Annotated in this window: 14 protein-coding genes; 7 read left to right on the top strand and 7 right to left on the bottom strand. The window is 74.3% G+C overall.

All coding sequences use genetic code 11. The features are described from left to right. The first annotated feature begins 73 nt into the window (after positions 1-73). Positions 74-1,675 carry a peptide-N4-asparagine amidase gene (locus ACZ6J5_RS32285; protein WP_469397387.1) on the top strand — a complete coding sequence of 534 codons (1,602 nt, stop codon included), beginning with the start codon at positions 74-76 and terminating at the stop codon, positions 1,673-1,675. A 65-nt stretch (positions 1,676-1,740) separates the two neighbouring features. Next, positions 1,741-1,935 (top strand): antitoxin, encoded by a 195-nt coding sequence (locus ACZ6J5_RS32280; RefSeq protein WP_469397386.1) that lies wholly within the window; start codon positions 1,741-1,743, stop codon positions 1,933-1,935. A 69-nt stretch (positions 1,936-2,004) separates the two neighbouring features. Here ACZ6J5_RS32280 and ACZ6J5_RS32275 read toward each other — a convergent pair whose 3' ends face one another. Beyond that, on the bottom strand, positions 2,005-4,929 hold the full coding sequence (locus ACZ6J5_RS32275; RefSeq protein WP_469397384.1) for an FAD-binding and (Fe-S)-binding domain-containing protein: 2,925 nt from the start codon (positions 4,927-4,929) through the stop codon (positions 2,005-2,007). Positions 4,930-4,967: 38 nt separating this feature from the next. Then, a complete protein-coding gene (locus ACZ6J5_RS32270; RefSeq protein ID WP_469397383.1) occupies positions 4,968-5,447 on the bottom strand; it encodes a MarR family winged helix-turn-helix transcriptional regulator in 480 nt (159 codons plus the stop codon). A 179-nt stretch (positions 5,448-5,626) separates the two neighbouring features. On the opposite strand from ACZ6J5_RS32270, the gene ACZ6J5_RS32265 reads away from it, so the two are divergent. Beyond that, complete coding sequence (locus ACZ6J5_RS32265; RefSeq protein WP_469397382.1) at positions 5,627-7,462, top strand: ABC transporter ATP-binding protein; 1,836 nt, start codon at positions 5,627-5,629, stop codon at positions 7,460-7,462. Between the two features lie 297 nt (positions 7,463-7,759). Continuing rightward, positions 7,760-8,620, top strand: a complete 861-nt coding sequence (gene mltG / locus ACZ6J5_RS32260) for an endolytic transglycosylase MltG (RefSeq protein ID WP_469397380.1) — start codon at positions 7,760-7,762, stop codon at positions 8,618-8,620. On the opposite strand, the gene ACZ6J5_RS32255 is transcribed toward mltG, so the two are convergent. The 3 genes from ACZ6J5_RS32255 to ACZ6J5_RS32245 all read right to left on the bottom strand — a co-directional run bounded on the left by ACZ6J5_RS32255 (position 8,586) and on the right by ACZ6J5_RS32245 (position 11,633). After that, a complete protein-coding gene (locus tag ACZ6J5_RS32255) occupies positions 8,586-9,677 on the bottom strand; it encodes an NAD(P)-binding domain-containing protein (RefSeq protein ID WP_469397379.1) in 1,092 nt (363 codons plus the stop codon). The two genes, mltG and ACZ6J5_RS32255, sit on opposite strands and share 35 nt — an antisense overlap. Positions 9,678-9,718: 41 nt before the next feature. After that, on the bottom strand, positions 9,719-10,882 hold the full coding sequence (locus ACZ6J5_RS32250; protein WP_469397378.1) for an LLM class flavin-dependent oxidoreductase: 1,164 nt from the start codon (positions 10,880-10,882) through the stop codon (positions 9,719-9,721). Positions 10,883-10,994: 112 nt separating this feature from the next. Beyond that, positions 10,995-11,633, bottom strand: coding sequence for an ATP-binding cassette domain-containing protein (locus ACZ6J5_RS32245; RefSeq protein ID WP_469397376.1), 639 nt, complete (start codon positions 11,631-11,633; stop codon positions 10,995-10,997). Between the two features lie 352 nt (positions 11,634-11,985). On the opposite strand from ACZ6J5_RS32245, the gene ACZ6J5_RS32240 reads away from it, so the two are divergent. Together ACZ6J5_RS32240 and ACZ6J5_RS32235 are read left to right on the top strand one after the other, a co-directional pair. After that, the gene (locus ACZ6J5_RS32240) at positions 11,986-12,402 is read left to right on the top strand and encodes a YjbQ family protein (protein WP_469397375.1); all 417 of its coding nucleotides are present in this window, start codon (positions 11,986-11,988) and stop codon (positions 12,400-12,402) included. A 264-nt stretch (positions 12,403-12,666) separates the two neighbouring features. Continuing rightward, a complete protein-coding gene (locus ACZ6J5_RS32235; RefSeq protein ID WP_469397373.1) occupies positions 12,667-13,158 on the top strand; it encodes a HEAT repeat domain-containing protein in 492 nt (163 codons plus the stop codon). Between the two features lie 21 nt (positions 13,159-13,179). Here ACZ6J5_RS32235 and ACZ6J5_RS32230 read toward each other — a convergent pair whose 3' ends face one another. After that, positions 13,180-14,814 (bottom strand): hypothetical protein, encoded by a 1,635-nt coding sequence (locus ACZ6J5_RS32230; RefSeq protein ID WP_469397371.1) that lies wholly within the window; start codon positions 14,812-14,814, stop codon positions 13,180-13,182. A gap of 84 nt (positions 14,815-14,898) precedes the next feature. Then, on the bottom strand, positions 14,899-17,229 hold the full coding sequence (locus tag ACZ6J5_RS32225; RefSeq protein WP_469397370.1) for an FdhF/YdeP family oxidoreductase: 2,331 nt from the start codon (positions 17,227-17,229) through the stop codon (positions 14,899-14,901). Positions 17,230-17,410: 181 nt separating this feature from the next. On the opposite strand from ACZ6J5_RS32225, the gene ACZ6J5_RS32220 reads away from it, so the two are divergent. After that, positions 17,411-19,120 carry an SDR family oxidoreductase gene (locus tag ACZ6J5_RS32220; RefSeq protein ID WP_469397368.1) on the top strand — a complete coding sequence of 570 codons (1,710 nt, stop codon included), beginning with the start codon at positions 17,411-17,413 and terminating at the stop codon, positions 19,118-19,120. Positions 19,121-19,141 lie beyond the last annotated feature (21 nt).

Here is a 19,141-nt window from a genome sequence, read left to right as displayed (position 1 = left end):
GGGCACAGAACCGGCCAAGCCGGGCCCAGGCCCTCTGGACCCCGTCCGGAGGGCCGCGCTTCACTCACGGTCCATGACATCACGGAAGATCACGAGCGTGATCGGCGGCCTCACCCTCGCCGCCGGACTGCTGCTCGCCGCCCCCGCCGCGCACGCGGACGAGGCCCCGACCCCACCGGCCGAGTTCACCACCGACTGGCACGACCCGCTCACCGCCGCGCCGCCGGTCCCGACCCCCGGCACCCGCACCTGCGAAGTGACCCTCGCCGAGGCGCAGTTCCGCGACTTCACCCCGTACCGGGGCTCGTACACCCCGCCCAAGGACTGCGGCACCCGCTGGAACAAGGTCGTCCTGCGCCTCGAAGGCAAGGTCAAGGGCCGCCAGTACGACCGCCTCGGGCACCTCTCCCTCGGCGGCGTCGAGATCCTGCGCACCTCCACCCCCGAGCCCTCGCCCGACGGCATCGCCTGGGCGGTCGAGAAGGACGTCACCCGCTACCGCGACACCCTCGGCCGCCCCCAGCCGGTCGAGATGCTCATCGGCAACGTCGTGAACGAGACGTACACCGGCGTCATCGACGTCAAGGTCACGCTCACCTTCCACACCGCGCGGGGCGCCGTGAAGCCCGCCGCCGGCACCCCCGACCGGGTCCTCCCGCTCACCGGCGCCACCCTCACCACCCCGCGCAACACCGAGCGCATCCTGGCGGAGGTCTACGCCACCGGCTCCGGCGGCGGCTGCGAGGAGTTCTGGTACCTCACCGTCCCCGACGCCGCGCCCTACTCCTGCAAGGCCGCCGACGGGCCCTACCGCGAGGTCCGGATCTCGGTCGACGGACGCCTCGCGGGCATCGCCGCCCCCTACCCGCACGTCTGGACCGGCGGCTGGTCCAACCCCTTCCTCTGGTACGTGACCCCCGCCCCGCGCGCCTTCGACGTGCGGCCGGTCGTCTACGACCTCACCCCCTTCGCCGCCGTCCTCAACGACGGGCGCCCGCACCGCGTCGAGGTCGACGTCGCCGGCGTGCCCGCCGGGCAGTCCGGCTGGAGCGTCCCGGCCAACGTGCTGCTCTGGCAGGACGAGGGCCGTGCGGTCGTCACCGGCGCCCTCGACCGGCACGAGCCCGGCACCCTCCGCAACTCCGCCGTGCACACGCCCGGTTCGCCGGACGTGCTGGAGACCTCGGGCGGACACACCCTCACCGTCTCGGGCCACCTGAACACCTCGCACGGCAGGGTCGCCACCACCGTCACCCGCACCGTCGACCACCGCTCCACCCATCGCTGGGGCGCCGACGAGAATCCCGACGCCCTCACCGCGTACTGGACCGACGACGAGACCGTCACCGTCGGGCGGACCGCGACCCGCACCCACCGCGCGTACACCATGGACGGCGAGATCACCGTCGGCGCGGACGACCGGCTGCGGACCGTCCTCACCGTCGGCGACCGCGCCGCCGTCGACGTCGTCCGGGACGGCCGCCGGCTGTCCTGGTCCCGGCTCGACGACACGTACACCGGCGACGCCGCCTACACCCTCGGCGTCCCGCGCGAGCAGCGGCGCGCGGTCGGCACCAGCGCCGAGCGCTACCGGCTGTACGGCTCCGAGGGCTGCTACGACCGCTCCCTGAAGACCGTCCAGGGCACCCTCGTGGAGGACCTGCGGCGCTGCTGAGCGGATGCGGTCCGGCGCCCGAGCGGAGATCCTGGACGGGAGCACAGCCCGCCAAGGAGGCTCGGATGAGCGTGATGGACAAGCTCAAGCAGATGCTGAAAGGCCACGAGGACAAGGCCGGCCAGGGCATCGACAAGGCCGGCGACTTCGTCGACGAGAAGACCCAGGGCAAGTACAGCTCCCAGGTCGACACGGCCCAGGAGAAGCTGAAGGAGCAGCTCGGCGGGGACCGGCCGCCGCAGGACACCCCGCCGCAGTAGCGGCCCCGGCACGGCGTCCGCGCGCCGCGGGGGCGGGACCGCCCGCCCCCGCGACGCGCGCCGCCGTGCTCACGGCCGGGTCGCGCGCTCCAGCTCCAGGAGGGCGGAGTAGTAACTCCGGCCGGTGGCCCGGTCCATGCCGATCTCGCACATCCGGTTCGCCGACAGGTGCGCGTCGAACGGCCGGGCGGTCACCTCGGCGGCCTCCTTGGCCGTCGCCGACTCCGTCAGCTCCGGGTGCAGCATCCCCCGGTCGCCCGCGAAGGCGCAGCAGCTGGCGTCGAGCGGCACGACCACCTCCTCGGCGCACGCCCCGGCGAGCGCCACCAGCCGGTCCTCGTCGCCCAGATGGCGCATCGAACAGGTCGGGTGGACGACCGCGGAGCCCACCCGGTGGCGCACGTCGAGGCGCGGCAGCAGCTCGTCCGCCGCCCAGACCAGCGAGTCGAGCACGGTCAGCTCGGCGTGCAGCTCCCGGTTGTCGTCGGTCAGGTACGGCACCACCTCGTGGGCGATGCCCAGCGTGCACGAGGAGGCGTCCACCACCAGCGGCAGGCGCCCGCCCGCCGTCCAGCCCCAGGCCGCCGCCACGATCCGGTTGGCCATCACCTCGTTGCCCCGCGCGTAGCCCTTGGAGTGCCAGATCGTGGCGCAGCAGGTCCCCGCGACGTCGTCCGGGATCCACACCGGCCGCCCGGCCCGCGCGGACAGCGCCACCACCGCCTCCGGCAGCGAGGGCCCCCGGTGCCCGTCCGGATTGCCGAAGATCCGGTTGACGCACGCCGGGTAGTACACGGCGTGCGCCGAGGGGCGGTGGGTGCGCGGCAGCCGCCGGGGCGCCGCGCCCGGGATCTCGGGCAGCCACTCCGGTACGAGATCGGGCCGCACCGCCTTGCGGGCGAGCCCCGTGACGGATTCCAGCAGCCGGTCGCCGATCCGCGCGGCGGCCCCCACCGCGAGGCGGGCGGCGGCCTCCACGGCACGGAAGTCGGTGGCGGCGAGCGCCGCGATCCGCTCCTCCCGCGCGGAGTGCCGCTCGTGCCGGAACTCCTTCATCAGCGCGCCCGTGTCGATGCCGACCGGGCAGGCCAGCTTGCAGGTGGAGTCGCCCGCGCAGGTGTCCACGGCGTCGTACCCGTACGACTCCAGCAGGCTCGTCTCGACCGGGGAGCCGTCCGCCTGGCGCATCATCTCCCGGCGCAGCACGATCCGCTGGCGCGGCGTGGTCGTCAGGTCGTGGCTGGGGCAGGTCGGTTCGCAGAAGCCGCACTCGATGCACGGGTCGGCGATCGGCTCGACCGCCGGGATCGTCTTGAGGCCGCGCAGATGGGCCTGCGGGTCGCGGTCCAGCACGATCCGGGGCGCGAGCACCCCGTCGGGGTCGATGACCTCCTTGGTCCGCCACATGAGCTCGGTCGCCTTCGCCCCCCACTCCAGCTCCAGGAACGGCGCGATGTTGCGGCCGGTGGCGTGTTCGGCCTTCAGCGAGCCGTCGAAGCGCTCCACCGTCAGCTTGCAGAAGTCGTCCATGAAGGCCGCGTACCGCTCCACGTCGGCCGGGTCGGCGGCGTCGAAGGCCAGCAGGAAGTGCAGGTTGCCGTGGGCGGCGTGCCCGGCGACGGCGGCGTCGAAGCCGTGCCGCGCCTGGAGTTCCAGCAGCTCGGCGCAGGCCTCGGCCAGCCGGTCCGGCGGCACCGCGAAGTCCTCGGTGATCAGCGTCGTGCCCGAGGGGCGGGTGCCGCCGACCGCCGTCACGAAGGCCTTGCGGGCCTTCCAGTAGCCGGAGATCGTTCCCGGATCCCGGGTGAACGCGTTGGTGACCGAGCCGACCGGGGCGACCACGTCGAGTCCGGCCAGCACCCGCGCCGCCGCCTCCTCGTACGCCCGCTGCCCGGCCTCGTCGGGCGCCCGGAACTCGACCAGCAGCGCCGCCGTCTCCTTGGGCAGCTCCGCCCAGTCGGCAGGCACCCCGGGCACCTTCACCGACGCCCGCAGCGTGTTGCCGTCCATCAGCTCGACGGCGAGCGCCCCGGCCCCGTTGAAGAGCGGCACGGCCGCCGCCGCGGCGGGCAGCGAGGGGAAGAACAGCAGCGCCGTGCTGACCTCGCGGTCCAGCGGCAGCGTGTCGAAGACGACCTCCGAGATGAAGCCGAAGGTGCCCTCGGACCCGACCATCAGCCCGCGCAGGATGCCGACCGGGGTGTCCGCGTCCAGGAAGGCGTCCAGCCGGTAGCCGTTGGTGTTCTTGATGGCGTACTTGGCCCGGATCCGCGCCGTGAGCTCCGGGTCCGCCTCGATGTCCGCCTTCAGTCCCAGCAGCCCGGCGCACAGCCGGGGTTCGGCCCGCGCCAGCTCCTCGTCGGCGGCCGGGCCGGCGGTGTCCACGACCGTGCCGCTCGGCAGCACGAAGCTGAGCGAGGCGACCGTGCGGTACGAGTTCCTGGTCGTCCCCGCCGTCATGCCGGAGGCGTTGTTGGCGACCACGCCGCCGATCGTGCAGGCGATCGCGCTCGCCGGGTCGGGGCCGAGCACCCGCCCGTACGGGGCCAGCGCCGCGTTGGCCCGCACGACCGTGGTGCCGGGCCGGATCCGGGCCCGGGCGCCGTCGTCCAGCACCTCCACCCCCGACCAGTGGCGGCGCACGTCCACCAGGATGTCCTCGCCCTGCGCCTGCCCGTTGAGGCTGGTCCCGGCCGCCCGGAAGACCACCTCGCGGCCCTTGCCGTGCGCGTACGACAGGACGGCGGAGACGTCGTCGATGTCCTCGGCGACCACCACGACCTGCGGCACGAAGCGGTAGGGGCTCGCGTCCGAGGCGTACCGCACCAGGTCCGACACCGTGGACAGCACCTTGCCGGGGCCGAGCAGCGCGGCCAGCTCGTCCCGCAGGTGCTTCGGCGTGCCGCGCGCCTGGAGGTCCGGCACCCGGTCGGGCGCCGCCCGCCTCGGTGTACCGGCTCGCAGGGTCTGCGGGTTCGGCTCCAGTACGGGCATGGCCAGGGCTCCCCTCCGGCGAGGCCGTGCCCCCGGTCTCAGCAGGCGCGCCCCGGAGCTCGGTCGACCAGGGCGGACAGCAGACCTCCGAGCACCTCGCGCTGTTCGACGGTCAGTGGGGCCAGCATGTCCTCTGCGGCGGCGCGGCGCGCGCTGCGCAGCTCCCTCAGCGTGTCGCGGCCGGCCTCGGTGAGCTCGATCCGGATCACCCGGCGGTTGCTCGGATCGGGCACCCTGCGCACCCGCCCGGCCGCCTCCAGAGCGTCGACGAGGCTGGTCACGGCCCGGGGGACCACTTCGAGCCGGGCCGCGAGGTCCGCCATCCGGGGCGGCTCCTCGTAGTGCGCGACGGTCCGCAGCAGGCGGAACTGGGCGGGGGTGATGCCGACCGGCTCCATGTACCCCTTGTGGGCGCGCTGGAGCCGGCGGGTGAGCCGGAGCAGCTGCTCCGCGAGGAGGCCGTCGGGGTCGGGCGCGCGATCGGGGGCGTGGCCGGCGGCGCGATCGGGGGTGCTCATACGGGAATGCTAGCAAGACGAAGTTCATTGTGAGTATAGGTAACAATGAGCTATGCTCCGAAATGCTCGCCCCCATCCGCAGTCCCCGTCGGCAGTCCATCCGTAGTCCCCAACCGCGGTCCTCATAGCCCTCCGCGGCCCCCCGTAGCCCCTCTGCCATCGAACCCTCGTAGGAGCCCATGCGTACGCACGACGAGTCCACCTGGACGCCTCCCGCCCGAGAACCGGGCCACCCGCAGGAGCCCGCGCAGCTGCGCCGCATCCTGCGCCTCTTCCGCCCCTACCGGGGCCGTCTCGCCGTCGTCGGCCTGCTGGTCGGCGCGTCGTCCCTCGTCTCCATCGCCTCGCCCTTCCTCCTGAAGGAGATCCTGGACACCGCGATACCGCAGGGCCGCACCGGGCTGCTCAGCCTGCTCGCGCTCGGCATGATCGTCACCGCCGTGACCTCGGGCGTCTTCGGCGTGCTCCAGACCCTGATCTCCACCACCGTCGGCCAGCGCGTCATGCACGACCTGCGCACCGGCGTCTACGCCCAGCTCCAGCGGATGCCGCTGGCCTTCTTCACCCGGACCCGCACCGGCGAGGTCCAGTCGCGGATCGCGAACGACATTGGCGGGATGCAGGCGACGGTCACCTCGACCGCCACCTCCCTGGTCTCCAACCTCACCGCCGTCGTCGCCACCGTCGTCGCCATGCTCGCGCTCGACTGGCGGCTCACCCTGGTCTCCCTGCTCCTGCTGCCGGTCTTCGTCTGGATCAGCCGCCGGGTCGGGCGCGAGCGCAAACGGATCACCACCCAGCGGCAGAAGCAGATGGCCGCCATGGCCGCGACCGTCACGGAGTCCCTCTCCGTCAGCGGCATCCTGCTCGGCCGCACCATGGGCCGCGCCGACTCGCTCACCCGGTCCTTCGCCGAGGAGTCCGAGCGCCTCGTCGACCTCGAAGTGCGCTCCTCCATGGCCGGACGCTGGCGGATGTCCACCATCGGCATCGTCATGGCCGCCATGCCCGCGCTCATCTACTGGGCCGCGGGGCTCGCCCTCCAGGCCGGCGGTCCCGACGTCTCCCTCGGCACCCTCGTCGCCTTCGTCTCGCTCCAGCAGGGCCTGTTCCGGCCCGCCGTGAGCCTGCTGTCGACCGGGGTGCAGATCCAGACCTCGCTCGCGCTCTTCCAGCGCATCTTCGAGTACCTCGACCTGCCCGTCGAGATCACCGAGCCCGCCGAGCCGGTCCGCCCGGCGAAGACCGAGGGCGAGGTCGTCTTCGAGAAGGTCGGCTTCCGCTACGACCCCGAGGGCGAGGGCCGCCCCACCCTCGACGGCATCGACCTCACCGTCCCCGCCGGCGGCAGCCTCGCCGTCGTCGGCCCCACCGGCTCCGGCAAGTCCACCCTCAGCTATCTCGTGCCCCGGCTCTACGACGTCACCGAGGGCCGCGTCACCCTGGACGGCACCGACGTCCGGGACCTCGGCTTCGACAGCCTGGCCCGGGCCGTCGGCGTGGTCTCCCAGGAGACCTACCTCTTCCACGCCTCCGTCGCGGACAACCTGCGCTTCGCCAAGCCCGACGCCACCGACGAGGAGATCGAGGCCGCCGCCCGCGCCGCCCAGATCCACGACCACATCGCCTCGCTGCCCCAGGGCTACGACACCCTCGTCGGCGAGCGCGGCTACCGCTTCTCCGGCGGCGAGAAGCAGCGGCTCGCCATCGCCCGCACCATCCTGCGCGACCCGCCCGTGCTGATCCTCGACGAGGCGACCAGCGCGCTCGACACCCGTACCGAGCACGCCGTCCAGCAGGCCATCGACGCCCTCTCCGCCGGCCGCACCACCATCACCATCGCCCACCGGCTGTCCACCGTCCGCGACGCCGACCAGATCGTCGTCCTGGAGGCCGGGCGGATCGCCGAGCGCGGCACCCACGACGAGCTCCTCGCCCGGGACGGGCGGTACGCGGCCCTGGTGCGCCGGGACGAACACGCGAACGTGGGATCGGGTGTTCCCCAGAACGTGTGATCGTGCCGGTTTTCCTTGTCCGCCACCCGAACGGCGGCACATGATGACGGAGCGCGCACGACGGGCTGCAGACCGCGACCGCGTAGTCCCACAGAAAGCTCTGTACGAGGAGAAGCACCACCATGAACGTCATCACCAACCTGCTCGCCGGCGTCCTCCACTTCCTGGGCTGGCTCGTCTGACCGGTACGCCCGGCAGGAAAGCGGCGCCGTCGGTTCCCCGTCCCAGGGGGCCGGCGGCGCCGCCGCGTGTCCGGCGCTCCCCGGATTCGCCCGCGCACCGGGTTAGCGTGCGCCCATGACGTACCGGTCCTGGCAGCCCGAGCGCCGTCGCCGCCGCACCCGCCTCACCCGGCGCGGCCGACTCGCGCTCCTCCTGGGCGCCGTCCTCGCCGTCGCCGCCGCCGTCACCGTGCCCCTGCTGCTCGGCGGCCAGGAGCGGCCCGCGCCCGAGAAGCAGCGCACCCTGCTCATCCCGGAGGGCTGGCGGGCCGGCGAGGTGTACGCGGCCGTCGACCGCTCGCTCGGCCTGCCCACGGGCACCACCCGGACCGCCGCGCGCGCGAAGGCCACCGGCCTCGCGCTGCCGCCGGCGGCCGGGGGCAACCCCGAGGGATATCTGTTCCCGGCGACGTACCCGGTGGTGAAGGCCACCACCCCGCAGGGCCTGCTGCGCTACATGGTGGACACGGCGGGCCGGCGCTTCGCCGGCGACCGCGTCACCGAGGGCGCCCGGAGGCACGGGATGAGCGTCCACCAGACCGTGATCGTCGCGAGCATCGTGCAGGCCGAGGCCGACAGCGCCGAGGACATGGCGAAGGTGGCACGGGTCGTCTACAACCGGCTCGGCCGGGGCATGGCGCTCCAGATGGACTCCACCATCAACTACGCCCTGGGCCGCGACACCGTGGACACCACCCACCAGGACACCCGCATCGACAGCCCGTACAACACCTACGAGCGCCGGGGCCTGCCCCCGTCACCCATCGGGAACCCGGGAGACGCGGCGATGGCGGCGGCGCTCGACCCGGCCGACGGCGACTGGCTCTACTTCGTGACCGTGCGGCACGGCGACACCCGTTTCACCGCGAGCTACCCGGAACACCAGGCGAACGTGGCCGAGTTCAACGCGCGGCGGCGGGCAGCGGGGCCCGCGTGAGCAGCCGCCGGATCTCGGCGACCGCCGCCCGCCCGGCCCGGTTGGCGCCGATGGTGGAGGCGGACGGGCCGTAGCCGACCAGGTGGACGCGCTCGTCGCGGACCGCCCGGGTGCCCTCCACCCGGATGCCGCCGCCCGGCTCGCGCAGCCGCAGCGGGGCGAGGTGGTCGATGGCGGCACGGAAGCCGGTCGCCCACAGGATCACGTCCGCCTCGACGGTCCGCCCGTCGTCCCAGGCCACACCGGTCGGGGTGATCCGGTCGAACATCGGCAGCCGGTCCAGGACCCCGCCCTCGCGCGCGGCCCGGACGGCGTCGTCGAGCGGCAGCCCGGTGACGGAGACGACGCTCTGCGGGGGCAGCCCGCGCCGCACCCGCTCCTCCACCATCGCGACCGCCGCCCGCCCCTCCGCCTCGCCGAACGGGCCCTCGCGGAAGACCGGTTCGCGCCGGGTCACCCAGGTGGTCTCGGCGGCGACCCCGGCGATCTCCATCAGGTGCTGGGTGCCGGACGCCCCGCCGCCGACCACGATCACCCGCTGCCCGGCGAAGGGCTCCGGCCCCGGGTACCGCGCGGTGTGCAGCTGGCGGCCCCGGAAGGTCTCCTGCCCCGGGTAGCGCGGCCAGAAGGGGCGGTCCCAGGTGCCGGTGGCGTTGATCAGCGCGCGGGTCGCGTAGACGCCCTCGGAGGTCTCGACCCGCAGCCGCCCGCCCTCGCCCTCGCGGACGGCCGACACCTCGACCGGACGGTGCACCCGCAGGCCGAAGGTCTCCTCGTAGTCGGCGAAGTAGCCGCCGATCACCTCCGAGGAGGGGCGCCCCGGATCGGCTCCGGTCAGCTCCTTGCCGGGCAGCGCGTGCATCCCGTGCACCTTGCCGTACGTGAGCGAGGGCCAGCGGAACTGCCAGGCACCGCCCGGGCGCGGGGCGTGGTCGAGGACCACGAAGTCCCGGTCGGGCTCGTACCCGGCGCGCCGCAGGTGGTAGGCGGCGGACAGCCCCGCCTGCCCGGCGCCGACGACGACCACGTCCACTTCGTGTACCCCGAAACCGTTCACGATTCCACCAACCGTGCGCGGCGGTCCCTTCTTCCCGGGGCCTACCGCCCGTTCGCCGCGGTCACCCCGAGCAGGGGCGGGGCGGGCGCGGCGGCCAGCAGCCCGCGCGCCGCGAGCTCCGGCGTCACGCCCTCCCCGAACCAGTACGCCTCCTCCAGATGCGGATAGCCCGACAGCACGAAGTGCTCGATCCCCAGGTCGTGGTACTCCTCGATCCGGTCGGCCACGTCCGCGTGGCTGCCGACCAGCGCCGTCCCGGCCCCGCCGCGCACCAGACCCACGCCCGCCCACAGGTTCGGCGCGATCTCCAGCCGGTCCCGGTCGAGCGTGCCGCCGCCGTGCAGCGCCAGCATCCGCCGCTGCCCCACCGACTCGCTGCGCCCCAGGGCCGCCTGCGCCGTGGCCACCGCCTCCGGGTCCAGATCGGCGAGCAGCCGTTCCGCCGTCGCCCACGCCTCGCGCGAGGAGTCGCGGGAGATGGTGTGCAGCCGGATGCCGAAGCGGACCTCGCGGCCCCGCTCCTGGGCGAGCCGGCGGATCCAGTCGATCTTCTCCTTGACCTGCCAGGGCGGCTCGCCCCAGGTCAGGTAGACGTCCGCGTGCTCGGCGGCGACCGGGCCGGCCGCGGCGGACGAGCCGCCGAAGAAGATCTCCGGCAGCGGGTCCGGCGGCAGCGCGGTCAGCCCGCCCGCCACCTGGTAGTGCGTGCCGTCGAAGTCGTACGGCCGCCCGCCCCACACCCCGCGCACCACCCGCAGGAACTCGGCCGTCCGCTCATAGCGCCGGTCGTGGTCGAGGAAGTCGCCGTACCGCCGCTGCTCGGCCGAGTCGCCGCCGGTCACCACGTTGAGCAGCAGCCGCCCATGGGTGATCCGCTGGTACGTGGCCGCCATCTGCGCGGCCAGCACGGGCGAGACCACCCCGGGCCGGAACGCGACCAGGAACTTCAGCCGCTCGGTGTGCTGGGCGAGCGCGACGGTGGTCAGCCACGCGTCCTCGCACCAGGTGCCGGTAGGTGTGAGCACCGCCTCGAAGCCGAGCCGCTCGGCCGCCTTCGCGATCTGGGCCAGGTACTCGATGTCCGGGGCCCGCACCCCGCTCGCGGCGCGGGTGCGGCCGATGCCGCCGTCGCCGTACACATGCCGGTCGACGAGGGTGCGGCCGTCGCCGCCGGTCGGCAGGAACCAGTGGAGGTGGACGGTCATCGGGAACTGCCTTTCCGGGAAGGGGAGCGAGGGAGGGGCTGGGGCTGGGGCTGGAAGGGCTGGGGGAGGAGCGGGAAGGCGGTGGCGGGCCGGGCGCGCGCCCGGACGTCGCTCAGGCGGCCCGAAGGGCGCCGTGCCGCCCCTCCCCGCCCTCGCTGCCCGCCCCGGCGACCTCGGCGAGCAGTCGGGCGCGCAGGGCGGCGACGGCGGGATCGGCGGAGCCGCGGGCCCGGTGCGGGCTGACCGCCGTGTCGTACACGAGCGCCCCGTCCCGCAGCACGAGCACCCGGTCCGCGAGGAGCAGCGCCGCGTCGACGTCCCGGCAGGCCAGCAGTACGGTGCAGCCGCGCCGCCGCCACGCCTCGCCGACCAGCCGCAGCGCCCGGGTCCGGGCCGCCGGGTCGAGGGACGCGAACGGCTCGTCGAGCAGCAGCAGATCGGACTCCCCGCCCAACACCCGTACCAGAGAGGCATGTCGGCCCGGAGCGCGCCACACCCGCCGCCAGGGCCCGGCGGGCGGCTGCTGGGGCGCGAGGGTCCGGCGCCGGGGGACCAGCACGGTGCCGCTGACCTCCCGGTCGAGCCCGGCGAGCACGCGCAGCAGCGTGGACTTGCCGGAGCCGGGCGGCCCGAGCAGGACGGTGAACTGCCCGGCGGCCAGGCTCAGATCGAGTCCGTCCACGACGGTCCGGCCGTCGAAGGAACGGGTCAGACCGCGGACGGTGACGGACCGGCGCAGATCGCTCGCCATGGCGGGGAGCCTTTCGGGAGTGCGGACGGCTGGGGCCGACGCCGCCCGGGCGGCCCGGGGGTGCGCGTCGGAACCCGCGGACCCGGGAGGGCCGGCGGGACGCCGAGGACGCCCACGGCGCCGAAGGGGCCCGCGAGAGAGGATGCGGGGGTAAGGAGAGGAGAGGGAGAGGGAGCGTCAGCAGCCGCGACGACACGCGGCGGAGGCCACCCGCAGCAGGTCGATGTGACCGCGCGTGGTGAGCAGGGCTGTACGCAACATGGCGCGAACGTAGCGAGCCCTCCCGTACCGGGTCAACGGTGTCTCGGAGCGTGGACGGGCGGTCCCGGCCCGTGAACGGCAGGATGGGTCCATGCCCTTCACGACCACGGTCCTCAGCATCACCACTGGCTCCGAGGAGACCGTCACCGACCTGACCAGCCGCTGCGAGGACTTCCTCGCCCGCACCGCCCAGGGCGCCGACGGCCTCCTCAACCTCTTCGTGCCGCACGCCACCGCGGGCCTCGCCGTCCTGGAGACCGGCGCGGGCAGCGACGACGACCTCCTCGCCGCCCTTCACCACCTGCTGCCCGCCGACGACCGCTGGCAGCACCGCCACGGCTCCCCGGGCCACGGCCGCGACCACGTCCTCCCCGCCCTGGTCCCCCCGCACGCGACCCTCCCGGTCCTCGGGGGCCGACTGGAGCTGGGCACCTGGCAGTCGGTCTGCCTGGTCGACACGAACCGCGACAACCCGGTCCGCCAGGTCCGGCTCAGCTTCCTGAGCTGAGCGGGGGGGAGGGCGGTCGGGTGGTGGGTCGGCTCCGCCGGGAAGGGCCTTGCTAGGGTCCGAGGGATCCATCGGATCGACGGGATCCACGGGGTCTCGGGATTCACGGGATTCACGGGATCCACGGGGTCTCGGGAGTCACGGGATCCACACGATCCACGGGGTCTCGGGATTCACGGGATCTCGGGATCGACGGTTTCCACGGGAACGGCGCGGGCAAGGGGAGGCGGGCGGGCGATGACGCCTGAGGAGCAGAGACTGATCATGGACCTGGCGATCGGGCTGGGCGACGGTCCGAAGCGCCCGCTCTCCGACGTGCTCGACCACTTCGGCGAGCCGGACGGCGCGGTGCTGGCGCTCCGGCTGCTGGAGGACGCCGTCGCGCGCCGGGACGCCGACGACCTGGAGATGGCCTTCCTCCTCCGCCACGTCGCCGGCGCCCCGATCGAGGACGTCAAGGACATCTACGCCGCGCTGTTCCCCGCCGAATGGCACCACGAGCACGAGGACATCGTGACCGCGCTCGGCCGCCTCCGCTCACCCGAGACGGTCCCGACCATGGTCCTGGCGGCCCGCTGGGTCCCCGAGGGGCTGGCCTGGGACGACAACCGCGCGCTCGCGGTGAAGGCGATCTGGGCCCTCGGCGCCATCCCCGGCCCCGAGGCCCGGCAGGCCCTCGAAGACCTGCGGGACGCCGAGAACGCGATCATCCGGGAGAACGCCCGCCACCAGCTCGCCCGCCGCGGCGCGCGCTGACGGCCGCGTACCGGGCGGCGGCTACGGGAGTGCCTGCGCCGGGACGGCCGGGAGCGGGCCCCGAAGCGCCTCGCGCTCCTCGTCGGGGAGGGTCATCGACTCGGCGAGCACGGCGGCGAACGCGCCCACACGCGCCGCCTCGACGTCGGCGGGGAAGACCCAGCGGATGTTCTCGTCCCGGGTGATGAGGTCGATCACGGCCCGCTCGCCCTTCTCGCGCGCTTGTGTCGCCCGCACGTACCGCACGAGCCCGAGCGGCACGTCCTCGCGGACCTCGGCCTCCTCCAGGAACGTGTTCGTCCGCGCCATCAGGACCCGCCGGTCCGTCACCGCCACCAGCGGCTTCGCCGCCGTCCTGTCCCGCGCCGCCGCCAGCTTCTCCTTCGCCCCGCCGACCAGCGCCGAGAGCGGACCGACGGCGTCGAGCTGGTCGGGGAAGCCGAGCACGCGCAGCACCTCGCCCTCCTCCAACAGCCAGCGCAGCAGGCGGAGATACGGCGCCGGGTCGAGCGAATCGGGCGCGCAGAGCACGTCCGGGTCCGCGAGCGGAGGGGCGGGCGCGCGGAGGGCGTCGGCCAGCGGCTCCATCGTCTCCAGCAGGCGCGCCGAGACCTCGCGCGCCGCCTTCACCTCCTTGCGCCGCCCCGGCAGCGGCCACGCGTCGGGCCCCGGCAGCTCGGCGGCGATCCGCAGCTCCCGCGTCAGGGCGCCGACGAGCCCCGCCGCCTCGGCGAGCGCGGCGTCGAAGCCCGCACGCGTGTCGCGCGCGATGACCTCGGCGTACTGCGCCTCCGCCGCGTCCTGGTGTCCCGCGGCCCGCGCCCTCGCGGCGCGCAGCGCGTGGTAGCCGGTCCACGCCTTGAGCGACGACAGCAGGGCGTGGGCGTCGAACGCGACGGCCTCCGCGTTCGCCCGCAGGTACGCGCGGTGGTCCTGGGTGCCCGCCCGGCCGAGCTGCCGGACGTGGTCCCGGACGTTTCCCTGGTACAGGTCGAGCTGCTTCTGCAGCGCCGCCCCCGAGCCCGCGACGTCGTCCCACAGCGAGGTCGGGACCGACTCGATCTCCCGCGCCTGCTCGACCGCGCGGTCGACGGAGGCGACGAGCCCCGTCAGCTCGGCCCACTGGTCCTTGCGGACGGCGGCGAGGACCTGGTTCGTCACCGTCAGATTGGTCCTGACGAGCCCCGAGACCTCGTTCAGCATGAGCTGGAGCCCGACCATCGCGAGCGCCGGCCCGATCGACGCGGCGGTCCGCGCCTTGCTCACCGCGCTGACGGGGTGGAAGCGGGCGGCGGCCACGATCCGGCCGGGGAACATCACCGCTCCGAGGTTCGCGCCGTCCTTGACCGCCAGCGTCGCGCCGCTGTTCAGCAGGGCCTGGGCGGCCGCGCCGATCCGGTAGAGCCCCTGGACGCCCGCGTAGGCGTTGCCCAGGTTGCCGGCGACGGTCGCCGCGTTCCCGAGGGACGCGAGCACCTCCGAGATCCGCTGCCGGTCGACGGCCGGCACGATCCCGAAGTCGATCAGATCGGGCCTGAGTTCCGCCGGGACCTCACCGGCGACGACCGCCACGCCCGGCAGCAGCTCCACGAGCACCGTCGCCGCCTCGGTGTCCGTCGACGCCTCCGTAGGGCCGATGGCCGTGTCGTCCCGCATGTGAAGTCCTCCCCGAGCGCGCGACGGCGGGGCGGCGTGTGCCGCGGTCCCCGCGTCGATCGCCGAAGTCTACGGCGGGGGAGGTCACTTCGCCGGGTCGATCGTGACCTTCACGTGCTTCATCAGGGGCTGGTCGCTCTGGGTGCTGTAGTCCTCCAGGGCGCACAGGACGTTCATCTCCGGCATGTAGCCCGCCGCGCAGCCCCGGGGGATGTCGTACGGGACGGCCAGATAGCCGGTGAGGGTGCGGTGGGCGCCGGTCCGGGAGGTGCTCGTGATGTCGACCGGGGCGAGGTCCCCGATACCGCGTGCGCGCATGTCCGCGCGGTTCATGAAGACCAGCGTGCGCAGGTTCCTGATGCCTCGGTAGCGGTCGTCGGCGGAGTAGACCGTGGTGTTCCACTGGTCGTGCGAGCGCATCGTGCCCAGGGCCAGCGTGCCGGGCGCCGGGACCACGTCGGGCAGCGGCGCCGTGGAGAACTCGGCGCGGCCGGACGGGGTGAGGAAGACCAGTTCGCGCGCGGGCTGCCGGATGCGGAAGCCCAGCGGCAGCCGCACCCGGCGGTTGAAGTCCTCGAAGCCGTCCAGGACGCGGGCCATCGTGTCCCGGACCCGGTCGTAGTCCTCCACGTACCACTCCCACGGCGTGGCGCTGTCCGGCAGCGTCGCGCGCGCCAGGCCGGCGATGATCGCCGGCTCGGAGAGCAGGTGCGGCGAGGCGGGCCGCTTCATGCCGACCGACAGGTGCACCATGCTCATCGAGTCCTCGACGGACGTCGACTGGACCCCCTTGCGCTGGTGGTCCTTCTCGGTGCGGCCCAGGCACGGCAGGATCAGCGCCCGCCGCCCGTGCACCACATGGCTGCGGTTCAGCTTCGTGCTCACCTGCACGGTGAGCTCGCAGGCGCGCAGTGCCTCGTACGTGTAGGGGGTGTCCGGCGCGGCCAGCGCGAAGTTGCCGCCCATGCCGACGAAGACCCGCACCTCACCCGCGCGCATCGCCTTGATCGTCCGCACGGTGTCCAGGCCGTGCGCCCGGGGCGGGTCGATCCCGCAGACCTCGGCCAGCCGGTCCAGGAACGCCTCGCCCGGCCGGTGGTCGATGCCGCAGGTGCGGTTGCCCTGCACGTTGCTGTGCCCGCGCACGGGGGAGGGACCGGCGCCCTCCCGGCCCAGGTTCCCCCGGAGCAGCAGCAGGTTGACGATCTCGCGGACGGTGTCCACGCCGTGCTCGTGCTGGGTGACCCCGAGGCACCAGCTGACGATCGACCGGTCCGCCTCCCCGTACACCCGCGCCGCCGCCAGGATCTCGGCCCGGCCCAGCCCCGACTGGGTCTCCAGCTCCTCCCACGGCGTCGCCTCGCACAGCGCCCGGTACTCCTCGAAGCCCGCCGTGTACCGCTCGATGAACTCCCGGTCCAGGGCACGCGGATCCGTCGCCGACTGCTCCAGCACCGCCTTCGCCATCCCCCGCACCAGCGCCATGTCGCCGCCGATGCGCGGCTGGAGGGTGAGGGTCCCGGTCCGCGTCGCGTGGAAGGTGGCCATGTCCTTGAAGTCGTGCGGGATGATCGCGCGCCCCGCCGCCGCCTCCACCAGCGGGTTGACGTGCACGATCCGCGCGCCCCGCCGGTACGCCCCGGCGAGCGCGGTCAGCATCCGAGGCGCGTTCGACGCCGCGTTCACCCCCATGACGAACAGCGCGTCCGCCGACTCCCAGTCCTTCAGGTCCACGGTCCCCTTGCCGGTGCCCAGTGACGCCGTCAGGGCCCGGCCGCTGGCCTCGTGGCACATGTTGGAGCAGTCGGGCAGGTTGTTCGTGCCGAACTCCCGGGCCATCAGCTGGTAGAGGAACGTCGCCTCGTTCCCGAGCCGCCCCGAGGTGTAGAACGCGGCCCGGTCCGGGCCGTCCAGCGCCCGCAGCGCCTCTCCCACGAGCGCGAAGGCGTCCTTCCAGGCGATCGGAACATAGTGGTCCGACTCCGGGTCGTAGACCATCGGCTCGGTCAGCCGGCCCTGGTTCTCCAGGTCGTGGTCCGTCCATCCGGCCAGCTCGGTCACCGTGTGCGCGGCGAAGAACTCGCGCCCGACCCGCTTGCGGGTCATCTCCCACGTGACGTGCTTGATGCCGTTCTCGCAGATGTCGAGGTGCAGCCCCTTGGTGTCGTCCGGCCACGCGCAGCCGGGACAGTCGAAGCCGCCGTCCTCGTGGTTCATCCGCAGCACCGCCCGCGGCCCCTCCAGCGGCAGCGCCCCCTCGCGCGCCATGAACCGCGTCACGCTGTCCGCCGCGCCCCAGCCGGCCGCCGGATGGCGGTACGGGCGGAATTCCGGCTTCCCGCGCGGCACGGGGCCCACCCGGTGGCCCCGGGCCGCGGCCTCACCGGCACCGTCTTCCTGCGCGTCGCTGGTCATCGTTCTCACCCTTCGCGGGGGCCGCGGGGACTGGGCCGGACGGGAGGGCCGTACCCTCCGGCAGGCTAATTCCGGCCCGGTGCCGCCGCCACGCGAGCGCATCCATGGGGCACGGTGGTGCCGAAGACCATGTACAGGGCGCGTGCGCCGCGCCACGGGAACCGCCGGAACGGATCAGCGCATGGACGACACACCCGCCCCCGCCCCCGCCCGCGCGGCCGTGCCCGCGTCCGAGGGCCCCCGCTGCCTGGTCACCGGCGCCAGCGGCTACATCGGCGGCCGGCTCGTGCCGGAGCTGCTCGCCGCCGGTTACCGCGTGCGGTGCCTGGCCCGCCATCCGGACCGGCTCCGCGACTTCCCCTGGGCGGGCCGGGTCGAGATCGCCCGTGGGGACGTCACCGACGCCATGAGCCTCCGGGCCGCCTTCGGACGGGCCGGAGCCGGCGAGGACTGGGACGGGGGCGGCGGGGGCGGGGGCGGGGACGGGAGCGGAGACGGAGACGGCGACCGGGACGGGGGCGGTCCCGGCGACGTCGACATCGCCTACTACCTCGTCCACTCCATGGCCTCGACCGACCGCTTCGAGGACACCGACCGCCTCGCCGCCCGCACCTTCGCCGCCGAGGCGGCGGCCGCAGGCGTGGGGCGCGTCGTCTACCTCGGCGGGCTCGCCCCGCGCGGGGTCCCGGACGCCGGGCTCTCCCCGCACATGCGGTCCCGCACCGAGGTGGGCCGCATCCTCCTCGGCTCCGGCGTGCCCACCACCGTCCTGCGCGCCGCCGTCGTCATCGGCTCCGGCTCGGCCTCCTTCGAGATGCTGCGCTATCTCACCGAACGCCTTCCGGTCATGGTCACCCCGAGCTGGGTCGGCAGCCGGGTCCAGCCCATCGCCGTCCGCGACGTCCTGCGCTACCTGGTGGGCGCCGCCGCCATGCCCCCGGACGTCAGCCGCGCCTTCGACATCGGCGGACCCGACGTCCTCACGTACCGCGAGATGATGGAGCGGTACGCGGCGGTCGCCAGGCTCCGGCACCGCCTCATCGTGCCGGTGCCCATGCTCACGCCCCGGCTGTCCAGCCACTGGATCGGGCTCGTCACCCCCGTCCCCAGGGCCCTCGCCCGGCCCCTCGCCGAATCGCTGCGGCACGAGGTCGTGTGCGCCGAGAACGACATCGCGCGGTACGTGCCGGATGGCCCCGGCGAGCCCATCCCCTTCGACGAGTCCCTCCGGCTCGCCCTGCGCCGGGTCCGGGACGCCCGCGTGGACACCCGCTGGTCCTCCGCCTCGACACCAGGCGCGCCGAGCGACCCGCTGCCGACCGACCCCGACTGGGCCGGCGGCAGCCTGTACACCGACGCCCGCGAGCGGACCGTCCACGCCGGCCCCGAGGCGCTGTGGCGGGTCGTCGAGGGCGTCGGCGGCGAGAACGGCTGGTACTCGTTCCCGCTGGCCTGGGCCGTACGCGGCTGGGCCGACCGGCTCTCCGGGGGCGTCGGGCTGCGCCGGGGGCGCCGGGACGCGGCGCACCTGCGGGTCGGCGACGCGCTGGACTTCTGGCGGGTCGAGGAGGTCGACCGGGGCCGGCTGCTGCGGCTCCGGGCCGAGATGCGCCTCCCGGGGCTGGCCTGGCTGGAAATGGGCGTGGAACGCGACGAGCACGGCCGCACCGTCTACCGGCAGCGCGCCCTCTTCCACCCCCGCGGCCTCGCCGGGCACGCCTACTGGTGGAGCGTCGCCCCCTTCCACGCCGTCGTCTTCGGCGGCATGGCCCGCAACATCGCCCGCACCGCCGAGGCCGAGTCCGGGGCCGAGCCCGATGCCGATGGCGGCGGCGACCGGAGCGGGAACGGGGTCGGGGCCGGGAACAGGGCCGGGGGCGCCGGGACCTGAGGCCGACGGGCGGCGGCCCCG

The organism is Streptomyces sp. NPDC042100 (assembly GCF_055582325.1).
The sequence above is the reverse complement of the archived record's forward strand: the minus strand, read 5'-3'. Positions and strand labels throughout refer to the sequence as shown.